Origin of the sequence: Ammoniphilus sp. CFH 90114 (assembly GCF_004123195.1) — a bacterium.
Taxonomy (GTDB): domain Bacteria; phylum Bacillota; class Bacilli; order Aneurinibacillales; family RAOX-1; genus YIM-78166.
Map to the genome: position 1 here is coordinate 1 of NZ_SDLI01000005.1, position 18,899 is coordinate 18,899.

The 18,899-nt window shown below is 42.1% G+C and carries 16 protein-coding genes and 1 pseudogene; 9 read left to right on the plus strand and 8 right to left on the minus strand.

The window, feature by feature from the left end:
- Window positions 1–1,465: 1,465 nt before the first annotated feature.
- Window positions 1,466–2,020, minus strand: a complete 555-nt coding sequence (locus tag EIZ39_RS12280) for a Fe-S-containing hydro-lyase (RefSeq protein WP_129200287.1) — start codon at window positions 2,018–2,020, stop codon at window positions 1,466–1,468.
- Window positions 2,021–2,043: 23 nt separating this feature from the next.
- Window positions 2,044–2,886: a fumarate hydratase gene (locus EIZ39_RS12285; protein WP_129200288.1), complete on the minus strand. Its 843-nt coding sequence runs from the start codon at window positions 2,884–2,886 to the stop codon at window positions 2,044–2,046.
- A gap of 166 nt (window positions 2,887–3,052) precedes the next feature.
- Here EIZ39_RS12285 and EIZ39_RS12290 point away from each other — a divergent pair, with 166 nt between their 5' ends.
- Together EIZ39_RS12290 and EIZ39_RS12295 are read left to right on the plus strand one after the other, a co-directional pair.
- A complete protein-coding gene (locus EIZ39_RS12290; protein ID WP_129200289.1) occupies window positions 3,053–3,949 on the plus strand; it encodes a LysR family transcriptional regulator in 897 nt (298 codons plus the stop codon).
- Window positions 3,950–4,180: 231 nt separating this feature from the next.
- Window positions 4,181–4,474, plus strand: a pseudogene (locus tag EIZ39_RS12295) (hypothetical protein); the annotation flags it as partial.
- Between the two features lie 362 nt (window positions 4,475–4,836).
- Here EIZ39_RS12295 and EIZ39_RS12300 read toward each other — a convergent pair.
- The 4 genes from EIZ39_RS12300 to EIZ39_RS27725 form a co-directional block, all read right to left on the minus strand.
- Window positions 4,837–6,111, minus strand: a complete 1,275-nt coding sequence (locus EIZ39_RS12300) for a TRAP transporter large permease (RefSeq protein ID WP_129200290.1) — start codon at window positions 6,109–6,111, stop codon at window positions 4,837–4,839.
- Window positions 6,108–6,590 (minus strand): TRAP transporter small permease, encoded by a 483-nt coding sequence (locus EIZ39_RS12305; RefSeq protein ID WP_129200291.1) that lies wholly within the window; start codon window positions 6,588–6,590, stop codon window positions 6,108–6,110. Before EIZ39_RS12305 ends, EIZ39_RS12300 begins: the two co-directional genes overlap by 4 nt.
- A 77-nt stretch (window positions 6,591–6,667) precedes the next feature.
- On the minus strand, window positions 6,668–7,735 hold the full coding sequence (locus tag EIZ39_RS12310; RefSeq protein ID WP_129200292.1) for a TRAP transporter substrate-binding protein: 1,068 nt from the start codon (window positions 7,733–7,735) through the stop codon (window positions 6,668–6,670).
- 249 nt (window positions 7,736–7,984) lie between these two features.
- On the minus strand, window positions 7,985–8,269 hold the full coding sequence (locus EIZ39_RS27725; protein ID WP_368666320.1) for a DUF3231 family protein: 285 nt from the start codon (window positions 8,267–8,269) through the stop codon (window positions 7,985–7,987).
- A gap of 281 nt (window positions 8,270–8,550) precedes the next feature.
- Between EIZ39_RS27725 and EIZ39_RS12320 the strand changes: the two genes are divergently transcribed.
- From EIZ39_RS12320 to EIZ39_RS12340, 4 genes are all read left to right on the plus strand, one after another.
- Window positions 8,551–8,796, plus strand: coding sequence for a hypothetical protein (locus tag EIZ39_RS12320; RefSeq protein WP_129200294.1), 246 nt, complete (start codon window positions 8,551–8,553; stop codon window positions 8,794–8,796).
- Window positions 8,797–9,110: 314 nt separating this feature from the next.
- Window positions 9,111–10,730, plus strand: coding sequence for a spore germination protein (locus tag EIZ39_RS12330; protein ID WP_129200296.1), 1,620 nt, complete (start codon window positions 9,111–9,113; stop codon window positions 10,728–10,730).
- 1 nt (window position 10,731) lies between these two features.
- Window positions 10,732–11,952: a Ger(x)C family spore germination protein gene (locus EIZ39_RS12335; RefSeq protein ID WP_240675793.1), complete on the plus strand. Its 1,221-nt coding sequence runs from the start codon at window positions 10,732–10,734 to the stop codon at window positions 11,950–11,952.
- Complete coding sequence (locus tag EIZ39_RS12340) at window positions 11,949–13,067, plus strand: GerAB/ArcD/ProY family transporter (RefSeq protein ID WP_129200297.1); 1,119 nt, start codon at window positions 11,949–11,951, stop codon at window positions 13,065–13,067. The genes EIZ39_RS12335 and EIZ39_RS12340 overlap by 4 nt, the downstream gene beginning before the upstream one ends.
- A 361-nt stretch (window positions 13,068–13,428) precedes the next feature.
- On the opposite strand, the gene EIZ39_RS26625 is transcribed toward EIZ39_RS12340, so the two are convergent.
- On the minus strand, window positions 13,429–13,581 hold the full coding sequence (locus EIZ39_RS26625) for a hypothetical protein (RefSeq protein WP_164985068.1): 153 nt from the start codon (window positions 13,579–13,581) through the stop codon (window positions 13,429–13,431).
- A 1,772-nt stretch (window positions 13,582–15,353) separates the two neighbouring features.
- Window positions 15,354–16,739, minus strand: coding sequence for an amidase (locus EIZ39_RS12350; RefSeq protein ID WP_129200299.1), 1,386 nt, complete (start codon window positions 16,737–16,739; stop codon window positions 15,354–15,356).
- Between the two features lie 143 nt (window positions 16,740–16,882).
- Here EIZ39_RS12350 and EIZ39_RS12355 point away from each other — a divergent pair, with 143 nt between their 5' ends.
- The 3 genes from EIZ39_RS12355 (at window position 16,883) to EIZ39_RS12365 (ending at window position 18,727) form a co-directional block, all read left to right on the plus strand.
- Window positions 16,883–18,130 carry a MerR family transcriptional regulator gene (locus EIZ39_RS12355; protein ID WP_164985069.1) on the plus strand — a complete coding sequence of 416 codons (1,248 nt, stop codon included), beginning with the start codon at window positions 16,883–16,885 and terminating at the stop codon, window positions 18,128–18,130.
- A gap of 281 nt (window positions 18,131–18,411) precedes the next feature.
- Entirely contained in the window at window positions 18,412–18,549 is a 138-nt protein-coding gene (locus EIZ39_RS12360) for a DUF3219 family protein (RefSeq protein WP_240675808.1), read from the plus strand.
- Complete coding sequence (locus EIZ39_RS12365) at window positions 18,542–18,727, plus strand: DNA-formamidopyrimidine glycosylase family protein (RefSeq protein ID WP_129200302.1); 186 nt, start codon at window positions 18,542–18,544, stop codon at window positions 18,725–18,727. The genes EIZ39_RS12360 and EIZ39_RS12365 overlap by 8 nt, the downstream gene beginning before the upstream one ends.
- Window positions 18,728–18,899 lie beyond the last annotated feature (172 nt).

Sequence of the window (18,899 nt, forward strand, 5' to 3'; positions counted from 1 at the left end):
CCTCCTGGTGGTCGAATGGCTGAAGCAGCGTGCCGTGACTAATCTTTTTATTTATAACTATTACTGGTTTGTGACCTCGTAACTATCGTTTGTGAGTTAAGGAGGGGATTTCGTGAGTTTCAATTGGGTGGGAGATTTTTCTTTGGCTGAACGATCTTATTCATCTTAACTTATTTGAAAGAGTTCCACGTCCGTGAGTAAAATGGCTGATATCGTGAGAATATCGGGTTAATTACTTGGAATGGTTACAGTAAAGTGAGAATTCACATCGTAATCGTGAGAAAAAGAAGCAGATTCGTGAGCATTCTCCAAAATTCGTGAGAATCCGTCTAGGTCTGGACCTCTTTACACTAGGAATCCTCCTCAGACTTAATGAAAACGGATTACTAAAGGAAAAAAGATTCAAACTTAAAAAAATGACCGATAAAAACACGAGAAGATCTAGGTCTGTTTCATTCCTAGTCTAGCTTTTTAAGATTTACATAAAAAAGAGCCATGCAAACACCCTTAAATGAAAAAAAACTAGAACAAGCATTTAGGCTGGCACTAATTTGAATTAACTTCTACACATTACCTATCGCAGAATCCTACACGCTTCCAGTAGGTAGTAAGTGGAGTTAAATAGAAATAGTAGGAGGTGTAGATGAATAGAAGTATGTCCACGTGAAAAAATAAGCAAAATATTCCATTACCAATACATTCTATTGTGCTGTGGTTGTTGGGATTGTTGTTTGAGAAGCAAAGGTTTCTCGTATTGAAAATAATGTTGAAGAAGTCAAAACCGATGTTAAACGAATGGGTGGAGAAGTGCCTGAAGATGTCACTGGATTGTTAAAACAAATTAATTTGAAGTTAGATTCCAACAAAGACTTAACAGGTAAGGTTTCCGATCTCGAAATGGACATTAAGCTAATAAAAAAAGCTATAACAACTCAATGATGATAAACAAAAGCCGGTCTTCCTAAGCAAAGGAATTACTGGCTTTTGTTGTTTATTTATTGTTCTAAAGACTCCCGTTAGCCGAGTATAGGGCAGACTGTTAAACCATCCGGACATAGAGTTCGCTATTTCCTTAAAAAACCGCTTTTTAGACGAGTTGAAGGACATACGTTCCCTTATTTCTTTAAAAATCAATAGAATTTCCTCTAAAATGGAGAATTAACGGAACCAATGTCCGCTTTCCTTGGAGAACTTCCTTTTTCACCCTAAATAGAGGATCGTAGGTCATCTCAAGAGCTAGAAGATTGCCGCCTAATAGCTAAACAACTGAAAAAGGGGTCACTTCACGATGGCTCCTTCTTCTATTTAACTCCGTTAACTATTAAGATTGAACAAGCGCGTTTGGTTCCTATTACTAAGATAAAAAACTGTCAATCTTCTCTTTTATTCAAAAAAGGAAGACGATTGCAAAAAAGTGACTGCTTGCGTTTGATTAATCAAACAGAAAGGAAAAAAGGTACGTTTGCTACATTGTCCGATACTTTGCGATCTCCTGTTCATAAAGATCGTTACCGTGTGCATCATAGACAACCATAACCGGGAAATCCTTAACAATAAGTTGACGAATGGCTTCTGGGCCCAGATCTTCATATGCCACTACTTCTGCGGATTGGATTTTATCACTTAGGAGGGCGGATAGTCCGCCAACGGCAGAAAAACAAAGGGCTTGGTGATCTATGCACGCATCTTTTACCTTTTGACCCCGCGGCCCTTTTCCAATCACACCCTTAACCCCGTATTCAAACATGGCCGGTGTGTAAGGGTCCATGCGGGAAGCCGTTGTAGGAGCGATGGATCCAATCACTTGACCGGGTTTAGGCGGTGTAGGCCCTGCGTAAAAGATGATTTGGTCTTTTAGATCCAAAGGAAGGGGTTGATTCTTGTCCAACAGCTCGAGAAACCGCTTATGGGCTGCGTCTCTCGCTACATATATGATTCCATTGAGGAAAACTTCATCTCCTGCCTGTAAATTTAAAACATCCTCCATCGTAAGCGGCGTTTGTAAATAGACCTTGGCCATTTTGAGCACCTTCCTTTGTAAATTTAAAGTACGTATGATTTTTTACGTGCAGCATGGCACTGGATATTCACGGCAACTGGAAGAGCTGTAATATGGCATCCATAGGTTTCAGCAGCTACCCATAATGCCGTATTCGTACCACCCAGTCCCTGCGGACCAATACCCAGCTTGTTGATCTCTTCCAATAATTCTTTCTCTAGCTGAGCAATATGCGGTTCATGATGATAAGCACCCACTTCACGCAGTGCGGCTTCTTTTGCAATCTCCGTTACTTTATCGAAGCTCCCGCCGATACCCACTCCCACGACGATAGGGGGACACGCTCTTCCGCCAGCAGCTTCAATCGTGTCCAATACAAATTTCTTCACCCCTGCCACCCCTTCTCCAGGGAGCAAGAATTTCATGGCACTCATATTCTCACTTCCGCCCCCCTTAGGCAGCACGGTAAGTTTAATGTTGTCACCAGGAACGATTCTGGTGTGTATCACACCTGGGGTATTATCGTTTGTATTAACTCGGAGTAATGGATCCCCTACGATTGAATTGCGAAGGTATCCCTCTTTGTAGCCTTTTCGAATGCCATCATGAATCGCGCCTTCAAAATCTCCTCCCATGATGTGTACATCCTGGCCCACCTCCGCATAAACAACGGTAAGCCCTGTATCGTGGCAGTAAGGTCTGTCTTCTTTGGCTGCTAATTGAGCGTTTTCAATGAGCTGCTCAAGGATCGATTTCCCCAGTGGAGATTGTTCGGTTTCCAGAGCCTTATGGAATCCTTCCACAATGTCTTCTGGCAGGTAATAACAAGCCTCCCAGCAAAGTACAGCAACAGCATCGCGAATTTGTTCTACAGAAATGTTCCTCATTCTCAACCATCCTTTTATTTTTTTGTTTACGAAAAGATCCCTTGTTCGTCCCTTGAATTAAGTATAGAATAAACAATTGATCATGTATAATGATTATATATGAATAGATTGATCGTCCATACTGATCAAAAGTGTTAATATCGTAGTCATCAGGAGGAGAGTCACTTTGGAACTTAGTTGGCTAAATACATTTATAACGGCTGCAGAAGAGGGAAATTTCAGGAAAACTGCGGAGAGACTCCATCTTGCCCAGTCAACGGTCACGCTTCATATTCAAAATCTTGAAGACAAGCTCGAAACTCAGCTGTTCGACCGCGTCGGTAGGTCAGTTCAGTTAAATCCAACAGGACTTGGATTCTTAGAGTACGCCAAAACCATTATGGAGACCTACAACGGGAGCGTAGAATATGTCGCAAGGCGTCTTCAGGGTTACCAGGAAACGATCAAAATCTCTGTATCTACACTCGTTGCAACAACCTATCTTCCCAGGTGGATTAGAGATTTTCGCAAAGTGAATCCAGAAACAGAGTTCTCCATTGAAGTAACGGATTCGAGGTCAGTCGTAGCGAGCGTGATCAATCAGGAGTGTGACATCGGCATTAGCCGAATTCCCGCCGTACAGGAACAATTGGAAAGTATTGAACTATATAACGACCCCATTGTTCTCGTTGGTCCACACGGCGTGGGTGTACGAAATGAAAGAGAGGTAAGTACGAACGACATCTTCAGAGAAAATTTACTGTTCACCAATAACCATCCGCTATACTGGGATGACCTATTGTTTCAGCTTCGGCGACACGTATCTAATGTGAGAACCATGAAGGTAAACAAGGTACACGTTTCCATTGAATGGATTAAGGAAGGGATGGGCATATCCTTTCTTCCGCTCACAACAGTGAAAGACCAGATCGAGAAGGGAAATATCGAGATGATTCCTTTTCCATACTTCTCTCTCCCGTCTGCACACACCTATTTATTGACACGGAAGAATCAAAACCAGACAATCAATACCTTTATCGACCTAATATCAAGGAAAGAAATTAACGATAAGACAGGCGTCTAGCATCGACGTCTAACGGACGACTACTGTTCTAAATGCTCACTATCCTGTCCGTCAACATTCGATAACAATAAAAGAAGCGGGACAGAGGGTCCCGCTTCTAAACTTTCGGTATTATGGGTGTTTTAGCGTATTAAAACCTAGTAAAATAAAGACCGCTCCTCCAAATGGGGGCGATCCCATTCAGCTCCACCATACATACATCAAAAACTCCGGGCTAAAAATCTTTAAAAGACACTTCATACCGCATTCTCACGCCGGGAAGGCCAACCTAAAATGTATGTACAACATTTGATGGCTCAAAACGCATCCGAATTAATCGACATTCTCGAACGTGGAGGAAAGCTTTATGTTTGTGGAGATGGCAGCAAGATGACGCCTGATGTGGAGAAGGAATTGAAGAAAGGCTATCAATCTGTCCATGAAGTTGGAGAACGGGAAGCTGAAAAATGGTTGGAACGTCTTGAGGCGAGCGGAAGTTATGTGAAAGATGTGTGGTCGGGTATTGAAGCTGTAACAGGCTATTAGGAAATTATAGAGATGACAAAAGTTCGATTAAAACCAAGTCGTGCTGTCCTTCCCGACAGATCTGCCGGCGTTTTCCCAGTAATACCTTTGTTTTTGGTGGCCAAACTATGGAGGATTAGAAACGCTTCCAGATGCCCCTACGACTTCGCCTAGTGTAAACCTCGGGAACTTTATCGGATTGGATCCGAATGGAACGTGGAGCCTTTTCGTATTTGATCTTAATGAAGGTGGGGCTGGTTCTATTGCAAGTTGGTCTCTGTCCATTACCACCCCTGAAACCGAAGAATGTATGATCACTCCCCTTTAGCGAATGTGTATGAGGTTGTTGTAGCCCACCAGTGTTTCACCGGTAGGCTTCTTTTTTATTTCATCATCTCAGGCAAGAAGAGCGAGATCCCTTCAATATAAGTGACCAACAGAAGAACGATCAGAGCCAAGAGGATAAACGGGGCCACTCCATACATGACCTTCGTTACCGGTATTTTTGCAATTCCAGCCGCTACAAACAAGTTCAAGCCAAACGGAGGGGTAAACATACCAATGGCTCCATTTAAGATCATGATGATTCCGAGGTGAACGGGATCGATCCCAAAAGTGGCTGCGATGGGAAGAAACAATGGTGCCAAGATGATGGTAAAGGATGCAGAATCAATGAACATCCCTGCGATCAGCATGATGAGGTTCATCATGAGAAGAATAGCGATTTTCGATTCGCTGATGGAGACCATGACTACAGCTAATTCCTGAGGGACTTGATATCGTGTGAGGACCCAGGCAAAAACAGAAGCAGCAGCAAGGAGAATCATGATTTGGGCCGTTCCGATTCCTGATTCTATGGATGCTTTTAAGAGTCCTTTGTAATCCAGATCACGATAGATAAATAAAGCAATAAAGATCGCATAAATGGAAGCCACGGCGGCGGATTCGGTAGGGGTAAAAATGCCTCCATATATGCCAACGACGATCACAACGGGGATGCCGAGTGCCCAAAGGGAATCTTTGAAGGCTGCCCCTAATTCTTGAGTGGAAGCTTTAGGGTTTACCTTAATCTCATGTTTTTTTGCATAGTAGTAGCTGTAAAGAATAAAGATCAAACCGAACAGGATACCTGGCAGAAATCCGGCAATAAACAGGTCCCCGACGGAGGTGCCGGTCACCGATCCATACACAATGAGCCCGATACTGGGAGGGATGATCACGGCGACGGCAGAGGTGGAAGTGATCAGCCCCGTGGAAAACTTTTCAACATAGCCGGCTTTGGCCAAAGCGGGGAGCATAAGTCCTCCAATGGCCACAACGGTGGCTGGACTAGAGCCGGAAACGGCGCCGAAGAATAGGCTGGCGATCACGACAGCCATGGCTAGTCCTCCTCGAAGATGTCCAACTAAAGCATTGGCCAGCCGGAGAATTCGAGAGGAAAGACCTCCAGACTGCATGACATTGGCCGCCAGAATGAAAAAAGGAATGGCCATCAAGGAGAATTTATCAATTCCAGCATACATCCGTTGGGCAACCACCTCCATCGGCAGGGTCGTAAAGAAGTAGATGGAGATCAGAGAGGCAAAAGATAAAGCAATAAAAACGGGAGAACTGCTTAACAGCAAAACAAAGAGAACGAGAAAGAGAGTAAGGATCAAGATGACTCCTCCTTTCTCCGAACGTGTTCAACAAGTTGAGAAAGGTAATTCAAGCTCATCAGGATTGCGCTGACTGGCATGACGCCATAGACCAGATACATGGGTACGCCCATGGTTGAACTAACCTGTCCGGTTTCGAAGGCTTTGAGCGTGATGTTAAACGATAGAACGAGAAAAATGAGGCAAAAAAGAATACATAAAAGAAGAACGAAGGCGTTGACGTTACGTTTTCCCTTTTTAGAAAGCAAGCTTAGAACCGTGTCGATTCCTAAGTGAGCCCCTTTGTAAATACATACACTTGCCCCAATGAAGGTGATCCAGACAATACCATAACGGGTCAGTTCCTCTGCCCATTCTATGGAAGAATTAAAAATATACCGCAGAACGACATTGCAAAACAAAATCAAGGCAATCACTAAAAGCCCCACTCCGATAAACCATTCTTGCAAGGCTTTACTGAAACGAATGACCCTGTTCATCCTTTCAAATCACCATCCCCTAAAAAAGTGGAACGATTGACCTAAGGCCAATCATTCCTCACCTTTCTTGCCCTAGATTACTGACCGATCTCAGCGTAAGCCTTGTCTAATATCTCGGATCCAAATTTGTCGCTGTATAATTTGTGTACGGATCTGGTTAGGTCTCTTAAGGCCGCTTTATTCTCCGAATCCAGCTCAATCACTTGAGTGCCATGCTTCTTAATTTCCTCTAGATAGAGGGCTTCTTCTTTTTCCACTTCAGCTCTTTGCCAAGCCGCTAATTCCTTTCCGGTACTTTCTAGGATGTCTTGAAGATCCTTCGGAAGGGAATCGAACCAATTCTGGCTGAACATAAAAGCATGACCTAAGTACCCGTGACCGCTTAAAATGACGAAATCTTGCACTTCATAGAATTTCATATTTTTGATGGTAACTAAAGGATTCTCCTGTCCATCTACTACTCCTTGCTGCAGGGAGTTATAGAGTTCAGCAAAATCGATCGGTGTCGGGTTCGCGCCTAAAACTCGAAATTGCTCCATGATAATCGGGCTCTCCATCGTTCTGAATTTCAGCCCCTTAAAGTCATCCACCGTTCGAATCTCTTTGTTCGCCGTGAAATGTTTAAATCCATCTTCGTAGAAAGCGACGCCTTTCACCTGTTGTGAGGATAGTTTATCGAGTAAGGCGGCTCCCACTTCACCGTCCATAAGCTTGTATGCCGTTTGACGATCCGGGAATAAAAAGGGCAAATCAAATAATTGAAGCTCTGGAACAAATCCACTAATCCGAGCTGTCGGGAGCAAGGCCACTTGTTGGGTACCGAGCTGCAATCCTTCAAACTGCTCACGAGCACTTCCTAACTGGTCAGTCGGGAAAATTGTTACTTTAAGTCGTCCGTTTGACTTTGTTTCGACTTTCTCCTTAAACATCAACGCAGCCTGATGGTGAGGTGTCTCTGGCATAAATCCATGTCCGAAGCTGACCTCAAACGACTCTTCGACTTTTGGACTCTCGGAAGTTGAGGGTGTGGGAGTCTCAGGAGTAGGAGTAGGCGAGGGCGTGGGATCGGCTGCCGGACGTCCACACCCCCATAAAAGCGTAACGGAACAGAGAAGGGGGAGAAACCATTTGCGTATCTTCTTCATTTTTAGGTCAACCTCCAGTGGAATAAGATAATCAATTTATAAATAGATATTTTAGAATTATCAAATTATTACAATGATAGTAAAGTTATAGTGATAGAGAGGTAGAATCCTGAGAGGGAGTGGAAGAGACGGTGGATATATCTTTTTTATCCGCTAACGGTAAAGTGCGAAGCGCTTTACGACAACCTAATACTAGCCATTGATTTTCAATCATCAAATTTGTGCCATCCTCTGCGTAGGCAATGGCTATTATATGATAATTATTAATTTGTCTGAGAACGGTGGGGTTGTGGAGTTTAAAACATCTGAATCCCATGTAGGAGATACATTGATATTTTCTTCAGACAGCTTATGTGATAATTCCTGTATATTGCCGAAAGCAATAACTATTCCTCTTATGCAATACTCCCGAACCTTTTTCGAACGAGCAACCTGACTGAAGCCAAGAAGCAACGCTTTTCCAATGCCGTTTCTTTGGATATTGTAATAACACTGAGTAATCTCCAATGCGTTCATCGGTCTTCGATTTGCCAGCCATCCTGGTGGGTATTTCTATTTGGCTCTATCGTACTCCTCACCATGTTATTCATGCCTAAGCTGATGAAGTAAATATTTTTTTATTGAACGGAAATCGAATCGGTAGTACATGACGGTTGTCGGCATCCGTCTTTTTATTTGTTCCGCAACGGGAAGTAATTTTAAAAAGATGATGGATTGTCCATTAGGATTGCAGTAATTAGGGTGCATTTTTTGTTTTTTACCTGTTCGTTCATTTTGGTTTGGATTATTTGGTTTCTTCTAGCAGATACAGAAAGGTGGAGGGAACTGTTTATCCTGTAGGTGTTTTTGCAGCTTTATTAGGTTCAATAACAGACTCTACACTTCTCGATTACTATAATCTATGGGATTATGATGAACCCCATGACGTGAATACCTTTGTAAAAGAAGTATTAAACGACATGGGGATGTATATCGTCACTACTTATTTGTTTTTTCAATGGTTTCCTAAACAAAAAACGGTCTGGAAATATTCCTTAAAGCTTTGTATTTTCATGACTTAAGCTTTAGTTTGCAGAATTGCCGTTGTTCTTAGATCCCCAAAAAGGAATCTTTTTCCCACTCATCACAAACCACACTATAATTGGGGCTAGTACATTGAATCCCAAAATGAGATAAACCATTGACCAGACAAACCACTTGGAATTGAGAATGTTGACATAAAACCATGAGTGATAAAGATCCATACGATGCCTCCCTATTTATCAGTGTTCATCTTTCCCTCCATATTTCCACGTTATTCCTAAGTTGAATAACTACTTAATGATTTGGACAAAAATGGATGTAGTCTCATACTCCGAGAAAGGGGAATTGGAGGATGTCTACCTCCTCACCAAATACAAAAATTAATCAAGCAGAAATAAATGACCTCCTTAAACGGGAGTTTCATTTTCGATTAGATGAAAATGTGGCTATGATCCAAAAAATTATTCGACCGAGTGTAGATTTTCACAATCGTGAGTTAATTTTGCATGAAGAAAGAGATCTCAAAGGGATATGTTTTTACACAGAGGGTTTAGTCAATACCGGACATATTGAAAAGATACTTAAATCCTTAATGATTTTCAGTCCCCAAATCGAAGGAAACCTTTTAGGTCCGCATCTAGCCGAAAAATTAAAAATCCATTTAATGCTCAATACCGGAGTGAAAATTATTTCAAAAGTACAACAAGGTGTGGATGCCATCTTATCGGGGGATACTCTTCTTTTGCTGGACCGGTGCGAAAAGGCACTGGTGGTTTCAACCAAGGGATGGGATGCAAGGGCTGTGGCTGAACCAGAAACTGAAGCCGTTGTGCGGGGTCCCCGTGACGGATTTACGGAAGACATCCGTACCAATACGGCTCATGTTCGAAGAAGGATTCGGGATCCGCTCCTCACGTTTGATTCCATGGTCATCGGAACCAAAACCAAAACAGATATTAATATCGGCTATATTCAAGGAACTGTGAAAGAAGGATTGGTGGAAGAAGTCAAAAAGAGACTGCAACGAATTGAGATTGACGCGGTGTTGGAAAGCGGATATATTGAGGAACTCATAGAAGACGCCCCTTTATCTCCTTTTCCGACTGTCTTGTGTACCGAAAGACCTGATAAAGTGGCTTCCGTTCTTTTAGAAGGAAGGGTTGCCATATTCGTGGATAACACCCCATTCGTATTGATCGTGCCTACATTTTTCTGGCAGTTCATACAGGCATCAGACGATTATTATAACCGATATTGGGTAGGGACTTTCTTCCGGATCATTCGCTACATTGCCTTTCTGATTAGCTTGGTATTGCCTTCTATTTACGTGATGCTGGTATCCTTCCATCAGGAAATGATACCGACGACTCTTGCCTTTACGATTGCTTCCGGTAGAGAGGTGGTTCCCTTTCCGGTCTTGGTGGAGGCGCTAGTTATGGAAATCGCCTTTGAATTGATGAGAGAAGCCGGATTGCGGATGCCTAAACCGATTGGGTCTGCCGTGAGTATCGTCGGATCTTTGGTTGTTGGACAAGCGGCTGTTCAAGCAGGCATTGTGTCCCCATTCATGGTCATTGTCGTAGCTCTAACGGGTATAGCGTCTTTTGCTATTCCCAATTATGCGGCTTCCTTTTCTATACGGGTTCTTCGTTTTCCGCTGCTGATTGCATCCGGCACTTTAGGTCTGCTGGGATTCGCAGTTGTTTTCTTTGCCATCGTGATTCACGCTTTATCCATACGATCTTTCGGCGAACCTTATTTAGCTCCGGCCACACCATTCGTGCCTTCGGATCAGAAGGATATTGTGATTCGCACTCCTTGGTGGTCCATGAAACAAAGACCGCAATTGGCTCAAGGGGACCCTCAACGTCTAGGGGATGATCAGATGCCTTCGCCGCCCAAGGCCACTCCCGGGACGAATAACGATAAGACTAAAAAATCAAAGAAAACAAGGATGTGGAGGAGGGATTAAAATGAAAGATAAATGGGGTCGCTGGATGCTTCTTTTTCTCCTTTTATCTTTCCTTTCGATAGGTTGCGGGAAACGGGAAATTAATGATTTAGCCATGGTGACGGCTGTGGGCTTTGATTTGGGGGAGAATCCGGAAAATATTCGTGTCACAGCTCAGATTGTCCGTCCTCCAGATGCCAGGGGTCAAACGGGAGCGCCATCGGGCGGAACCGGAGAGCCGATCTATTCCATCACGGCAGAAGGAAAAAGCATATTTTCGGCGATTCGGAATTTGGCCCGTTTCTCATCTCGCAGAATCTTCTGGGCACATAGTTTTATTATCGTCGTCAATGAAGATGTTGCAAGACGCGGAATGACTGATGTGTTGGATTTTTTCACCAGAAACCATGAGACTCGCATGAATACATGGCTGGTTGTTACCCCTGATCAGGCTTCTGAAGTGGTATCGACCGTTACAGGATTAGAAGTCGTTCCAGGTGAAGCGCTGGACAAGCTGTTTCGCTATAACGAAATCGTGGCCGAGGCGCCAAGAACCAATGTGATGAGGTTCGAGGAATCATTTTTGGATGCCAGCAGCCACCCGGTCTTAGCCAGAATGCATTTGAGGGAGCGAGGGGTATCGAATAAAAAGCCGGAACAATTCGGTTCCCTTAAGCAGGTCGAATTGTCAGGTACGGCCGTGTTTAAGCATACGAAAATGATCGGTTGGCTAGATCCAGAGGAATCGAGAGCTTTGCTGCTGTTTATAGAAAATGTGGAGTCCAGTGTTGTCGTATTGCCTTGTCCTGATCAGACTAGCAAAACGAAAAAAGAAGTATCCGTTGAGCTCAAATTCCAGAAATTTGGTGTCACTCCCACTTATAAAAATGAGGAACCAGGGTTTGATATCCGCTTGACCACTTATGCTGATCTAGTGGAATCCGAATGCGATATTTCCCTTGATGCGATGAAAAAAGAACTAGAAATCGAATTAGAAAAGAAACTCCAGGATAATATTCATGGCGTAATAGATAAAGCACAAAAGGAATATAAGGTCGATTTTCTCAAGCTGGGAGAAACATTTAATAACCGATACCCGGCCGAGTGGAAAAAGCTCCAGCCACGATGGGAACAAGTGTTTACTCAAGCGACAACAAATGTTCAGGTTAAAGCCAATATCAATAGCCCAGTCTTATTGAAATTGCCGACAGAGAAGCGAAAGGAGGGAGATGGAGGATCATGAAGGTTCAAATAACCAATGGCATGTTCATGGCCTTGATTATCAATATGGTATACGCCAAGGCAATTGGCATGACGCAGGGCATCATGGCGCGAGAGGCAGGCAGCGACATGTGGATCTCAACGATGTTTGCCACGTTGCAAGGCTGTGCCATGATGTTCCTCACCGTTCTTATTATCCGACGCTCGCCTGAACTCGATTACATGGAGCAAACACAAGTCATGCTGGGAAAATGGGCGGGAAAACTGGTAGCGCTTGTCCTTTTTGTATTTTTCGCTGGGGCCTACAGTTCCATCATGATTACCTATGTTTATCATTTAATGGATTATTTTTTGCCCGAAGTTCCCATCCTCGTCTTTATTCTTATCGCCCTCTTCATTGGTGGCTATGGGATCGTATTCGGAATTGAAGTGATTGGGAGAATGGCTCTAGTGGGAGTATTCTTTATCCTAGTTCTTAACATTCTCATATTGGCAGGTTCTTTGCTTGAGTTTGATGTTCAAGAATTGCTCCCGGTACTTGAATCCGGGTTTTGGAATACGGTTTGGACGAGCAGACACAATGATACCGACTGGGCGATGGCTACCTTAATGGCTGCGATGATTCTTCCTACGGTCAAAAATAAAAAAACATGGGCCAATTCATCCGTGGCCGGAATCGCTATGGGTGGTCTCATGGTGCTCCAATGGCCGATTTTAGAAACCGCTGTTCTGTCCCCTGAGGTCACCGCCCAATATATTGTCGCCTGTATGCAATTAGCGAGAAGCGCCCATATTGGGATGTTTATACATCGATATGAGATGATTATGATTGCATTTTTTGCGATATCCATCCTGGTTCAAATTTCCATGTGCTTATTTTGTGCGTGCCATTCCGCCGCCAAAATTTTTGGATTGCAGGATTATCGTCCGATGATTATTCCTGTAGGAATCGTCTTAAGCGGACTGGGTTACTGGGTGGTCCTTGACCACAACCGCGCCATGGATTTGTTGGAGAATACGTGGGTAGCTATCGCTTTACCTATTGCTTTCGGTCTTCCTCTGTTGCTATGGGCGCTTGGCTTTTTGTTTGAAAAGAAGCTTCTACAAGTTTCATCAACAAACAATGAGAAGGGTTGATGAAGTGGGAAGTGTGGATCAGGAAAAAATCATCCAGATCTATGAGGACGTGTTATGTGGAAAATTATTTACTCAATTAAACTATCAATCCTATAATGATGCTCTAAGACAATTAAAGAAAGAGCATTTTTACAAATTTTCTTCGATCAAAGGATTTGTAAAGTTCATCAATGGGTTAAGAAACAAGAAATAAAAACGTTAAAATGAGTTTCATTCTACTGTCAAGTCTAATTGGTTGTGGAGCAGTGTAGTACCACTGTTCCTCATGTTAACTGAGGAGGTGTATTACAATAAAAAAATGAGAGCCGTCTTTCGTTCAGCCTCATTTTTTAATAGGGAACAAATCTTAATAATAATTTTCTTAAACCAATCCTACACCTACACCGATAATTAAGAACAAGATGGATAGCCATATAGGTCCCCACATCACTCCAAAAACCTTAAGGGTATTGGAATAAATAACTCCAATTGTTCCTATGAAAAGAGTTGGGATCCCTGCCCCCTCCAGCGTCACGATAGGCATCCCACATTCCAAAGAGGTACACACAAGGATAGAACATGAGCCATAGATAATTGGCTTGCTCAATGGCTGACTGTATCTGCCCCTTAAAGCTTGAAATGATCACGATATTCAAGTTGGACTGGGTGTTAAAAAGGGGAGAGCGCCGATTCGTTGATTTTTTATGGGTTTACGTCCACTACGTCGCCAATGTTTTATTTCAACGCATTCTACAACAGCGGAAATAGACCAACCATGTGATGGATCAACTATTACTTATTTTACCGATCTTACTGACAATCATAATAAAGCTATGGTTACTGTTTCTTTATTTGCAAGAGGAATGCCTCAAACAACTTGTGCACTTACTGTGATAATTGAAAGTGACGGACGCCCCCTTTTCAAGAAACTATTCCTGCGGGAGTAATATCTCGTAGTTTCTTAGTTCAGGTTGAAAACTTAAGAAGAGTTACAGTCTCTTACAGTGGAGATAATATTGAAGATCGCTGTTTTGGTCGTGTTGGCATACAAAAAACATTCTGTATTTGCTGCAATGACGAATGAAAAACTTAAAAGAATTTTCATAACCAATAAAAAAATAATTTTTTGTTACGACTGGATTCGATAGCTTGGCTATACTAAAAATTTTTCCGCATTATCACTCGATATTGTATTCAAGATTTATAGTTTCTGTTCTACTTGCCTGTTTTGGGTGTAATTTTTTCATGTGATCGTTGGTGTCATCCCTGCTGGTGGTGTCTTAGGAGTATTTTATCATTTTGGATAACTGGTAATGTGAAAGATGAGGATTTGATTAAAAAAATTTCTCTTTTATCATACTACTATCGGACAATTGAAGTTAGAGGGGATGGATTTGGTGTACATAAATATGGAGAGATTGGCTGGAACACATGGGTACGGCTAAAAAGTTATAAATACAAAGGCACTCGTTGAAGAGAATGCATAAATCCCAATAAACATTATTCTCTACATAATTACTGCATTTGTATTATATCGTTTGGAGTTGAATTTTACATACAAGAGTGGGAGAGATCCGAATCTTTATCCTGATGTTTATTCTGCTTGCCCCTCCAATCAGACTTTAAAAGGGTGTACCTAAAGGTCGGTAAAACCGACCCAAGGGACCACCCTCTTTCTTTTTCGCTCCATTTATTGGATACTTTTACTGTCTACAATTTGGGGTCTTGACCAATCAATCTGAAATGGGGCTCTTTGCGTTATGCGGGTCACCGCTAACGTCTTACTAAGGCAGTCCTTCAATTTTCTTCGAGCGAAAGGAATACAAGATGAATCTTAATTTTAGGGAAGATGGTGGAAACTAAATCATGTTCGGAGTCATATACATTCTCACGTACAAATTCCCCGGCTATTAAGACGTACTTTTCAATTTACCAGTCTTTTGGAAACCCCATCATTTCGGGCTATGCTGGCTGAGAGAACTTCAACAACAAGGTCTGGGTCACCGTAACAACCATCTTGCCTAGTTTGGACGAATCGCAAATAACCGTGATGTCAGGCAGATAGTAGTGAGGTATGTCTGCCTTGAATGGAAGGTAAAAAGCTACATTGCCTCCAAAGATACGACAAGGTCCGCCTCTTTAGAAGCGCCTGATTTCCGATCCTATGTTCAACAAGACTTCCTTATGCCGAGGGGAGGCGGGGGTCATATGAACAGGGTACCCTTCATGCAACTCGTAACGGGCTTGGGTTGTATTCAAGAATTCCAAGAATGGCTGAAAGGTATACGGTCCTAATTGCTCCTTTTTTTAATGTTTTGTTCCTCTCATACATATTTCATCACGTTCTTCGTAAAAAGTCTGAAGGAAATCTCTTTCATACGCACTACCAAGTTTAAAAAGATTTTTCTCTAAGTTCTTGCCCGTTACGAGTTGTATACCTATAGGCAATCTTTCACTTGAATAACCTACAGGCAAGTTCAAGGCTGGATGGCCTGTAATGTTAAATAAACTGGTATAGCGAATCATGCAATGAAAAATAGGCTCTGTTATGTCTGGAAAGGTAACTTCTTCTACGCCAATTTGTTTGGTCATTGCGGGCAAAGTAGGAGTTGCCAGTACATCAATGTTCTCGAAGATTGCGTCTACTTGTTTAGATAATTCTGACCGTGTTTTTAATGAGCTAATGTAATCTAGGCTTGGTATCTGACGACTTCCTTCCAGTACTGCACGAACATCCGCTCCATATTTTTCAATATCCGCTTCCATGCGACTCTTGTGGATATAGACAGCCTCACAACCAGCGATGGTAAAGGTATGCGGCAGCGCATTCGAAGCCATGGACATATCAACTTCTACAAGAATAGCACCAAGGTCTTCAAGCTGTTTGAGTGCTTTATGGTAATGTTGTTTTACTTCTGGCTCAATTTGCTCAGTAAAGAACGTACTGGGCACTCCGATTCTCATGCCCTTGCAATCTTTATTTAAGTAGTTCTGATAGTTTAAGCCTGTCATGGCCTCCATCATGACGGCGCAGTCCTCTACATTGGCAGTAATTGGGCCCACGTGATCTAATGTCCAGGAGATATTCAGAACGCCTGTGGAATCTACTAATCCATAGGTTGGCTTTAAGCCGACTAACCCGCAGGAGGCACTTGGAATTCGAATGGAGCCCCCAGTATCTGTACCTATGGAGGCCACAGACATATTTGCGGCGACGGCGGCACCGGAACCTCCACTTGAACCTCCTGGAGTATAATTAGGGTTCCATGGGTTTCTTACAGGGCCAAAGTGTGGATTGTTTGATGTAATTCCAAATGCATATTCGTGCAGATTGGTTTTACCAAGATGGATAGCTCCCACACTTTTAAGTTTTTCGACTACAACGGCATCTCTCTCTGGAATGTGAAAACGATCAATCTCAGCTCCATATGTAGTACGGATACCTTTTGTATCGATTAAGTCCTTAAACGTAATAGGAATACCATCCAACAATCGCAGATCTTCTCCTGATTTTAACCGCATTTCTAACCATTCCGCTTCTTTTATCGCTCTCTCCTCTAGAATGATTAGCAAAGCATTATTAATCTTATTCAAATGTTTGGCTTGAGTGATATACTCTTTGGTCAACTCGACAGGGGAAAACGCTCTCGATTTAAACCCTTGATGAATCTCTTTGATACGAAGTCGTTTCATTTATATCATTCCTTTCTTTCTACTTTAAGTCAGTTTATCGGATAGAGAATAGACTAGATCAATATCATTTTTTTTAGAAATTTTTGAAGAAGATGGAGTATAGTCCACTTTTTTAATTTATAATGAATAAGGGGGTGAATGATTTGAAGATTGGTGAATTCTCTAAAAAATACCAGGTGCCGATAGATACGGTCAGATATTATATTAAATTAGGTTTACTACTGCCTGAGCAAAAAGGCCAATTTTATTTCAATCACACATGTGTTGAAGATATGGAGCTCATTCAAGAATTAAAGCGGTATCATTTCACTTTAAAAGAGATCCATAAGATTTTATCTTTTAAACGTGTAACTAGTTTCAATGATATGGAAGATAAGAAGTACTACATGAGACTTTTGACGAGGAAAAAAGAAGAGCTTTGTCATGAAATTCAGGATAGGCAACGATCTATTGGAGAAATAGAAGAAAAGATAGTTTCTTTAGATACGGAAATAGGTGCTAATAACGAGGGAATTCCATGCGGGATCTCTCCTTCATTTATAGCTTTGCTTTACTGTCCTTATTGTTTTGTTAACTTGGATTTACATCATTTATTTATTCGAGAAGGGGGAATAGTAAGCGGCAAGCTTGAATGCAGGTGTTCGTATATAGCCACTATACAGGACGGAATCCTTATTACACCGGACCACTACAATGTATATCCTGATATCTACAATGTATCGTTATGTATTTATGATTATGAGAGGTTTGAACAATTTAGTTCTGATTTTATTACATTAGCTGAAAGAGGATATTCTCGCATTCATAAATATTTAATGAAGGAAAACCATAAACCAAGGACGATGATCGAGACCAATGTAAATGATGCTGCGTTTCTCCCTAAATACATAAACTCCCTTTCCGATGAAAACTTATATATTTTTAGTTGTTATTCTGTTGAAACCCTACAGAAACTAAGAAAAAGAATAGAACAATCCAAGCCAGACATACAGGCCCTATATATAGCCAATAATAATATGAAATTCCCGCTAAAGCCGAACTCTATCGATGTCGTTATTGACAGTTTTTCTGTCAATGATATATCCCTGTTTTACAATTTCTTTCCGATTGAAAGATTAAGGTCATATTTAAAAGATCATGTTAAAGTTCTCGGTACGCATGTTTACTATGACCAACACGCAAATTCAATAAGGAAAATCAATAAAATCTTTCCGAACCCACACGCACGCACGTACTATCCATCATACTTGAAAGATAATTTAGAAGATTGTGGTTTCGATATAGTATCTAAAGAATACATTGGCTCCAGCGATAAACCAGGAGATTTTTTTATCTACCATGCAACCAATGAGAAACTGCATATGTGCTTCTATATTGCAGAAGTGGGATAGTGACGCATTGCCACACCGGATGATATTGCTGAATCCTATGTATATCTCGCGAAAATTGGATTTACGACCGGATCTGTCTGTCGTGCTTTTTTTGGCATCAGATCAGGCCTCTTTTGTCACAGGAGCCGAGTACACGGTAAACGGGGGCTCCTTAAAGGGGATGTAGGAAAAGCCATCTCCCAAGACCGCTGCCTTTTTTAGGAAGGTGAAATTTTCCAGACCATCGAAGCGGGGAAGAGTATCATAAGATCACCACCTTATTGTATAAGCAAAGTTTTGATGTGAAGGTTCCTGGGAGCAAGCTCGAATTCAGAGGAACCATTGTGAATTATTCGACTTCGATCACAAACCTGTATAAGGAAAATGAAGTTGGTGATTTTAGATTAGAGCTTATCGAACAGGAGCAGACGCATGACTGAGCTTCCGGAGATCGAAAGGTATCGACTGGTGTTAAGCCCCCATATCACCGGCAGAGAAATTACGGGAGTGGAAGTAAACAGAGCCAAGTCTATCAATGTGCCTGTACCTGAGTTTATTGCCCAGGTGCAGGGCGAGAGGATTTCAGAGATCGATCGGAAGAGCTGCTGCTTCATTTAATGATTGAGGGGGGATTTTTTTAGGCGATTACGGTGCGCATCCCGTCCCCCAAAAGCAAGTGATTCTTTCCTTTGGGGAGAGGGAGCTCTATTTTGTGGGATTAAGGCACTGATATCTTCATTTGCTATCGACGGAAAAAATTCTGGATAAACTGGCGGGATTAGGTCCTGAA

Coding starts and splice junctions, on each gene's coding strand:
- EIZ39_RS12280 (WP_129200287.1), bottom strand. CDS start 2,020: ATGGCCAAGGTCTATTTACAAACGCCGCTTACGATGGAGGATGTTTTA.
- EIZ39_RS12285 (WP_129200288.1), bottom strand. CDS start 2,886: ATGAGGAACATTTCTGTAGAACAAATTCGCGATGCTGTTGCTGTACTT.
- EIZ39_RS12305 (WP_129200291.1), bottom strand. CDS start 6,590: ATGAACAGGGTCATTCGTTTCAGTAAAGCCTTGCAAGAATGGTTTATC.
- EIZ39_RS12310 (WP_129200292.1), bottom strand. CDS start 7,735: ATGAAGAAGATACGCAAATGGTTTCTCCCCCTTCTCTGTTCCGTTACG.
- EIZ39_RS12330 (WP_129200296.1), top strand. CDS start 9,111: ATGTCTACCTCCTCACCAAATACAAAAATTAATCAAGCAGAAATAAAT.
- EIZ39_RS12335 (WP_240675793.1), top strand. CDS start 10,732: ATGAAAGATAAATGGGGTCGCTGGATGCTTCTTTTTCTCCTTTTATCT.
- EIZ39_RS12340 (WP_129200297.1), top strand. CDS start 11,949: ATGAAGGTTCAAATAACCAATGGCATGTTCATGGCCTTGATTATCAAT.
- EIZ39_RS12350 (WP_129200299.1), bottom strand. CDS start 16,739: ATGAAACGACTTCGTATCAAAGAGATTCATCAAGGGTTTAAATCGAGA.
- EIZ39_RS12365 (WP_129200302.1), top strand. CDS start 18,542: ATGACTGAGCTTCCGGAGATCGAAAGGTATCGACTGGTGTTAAGCCCC.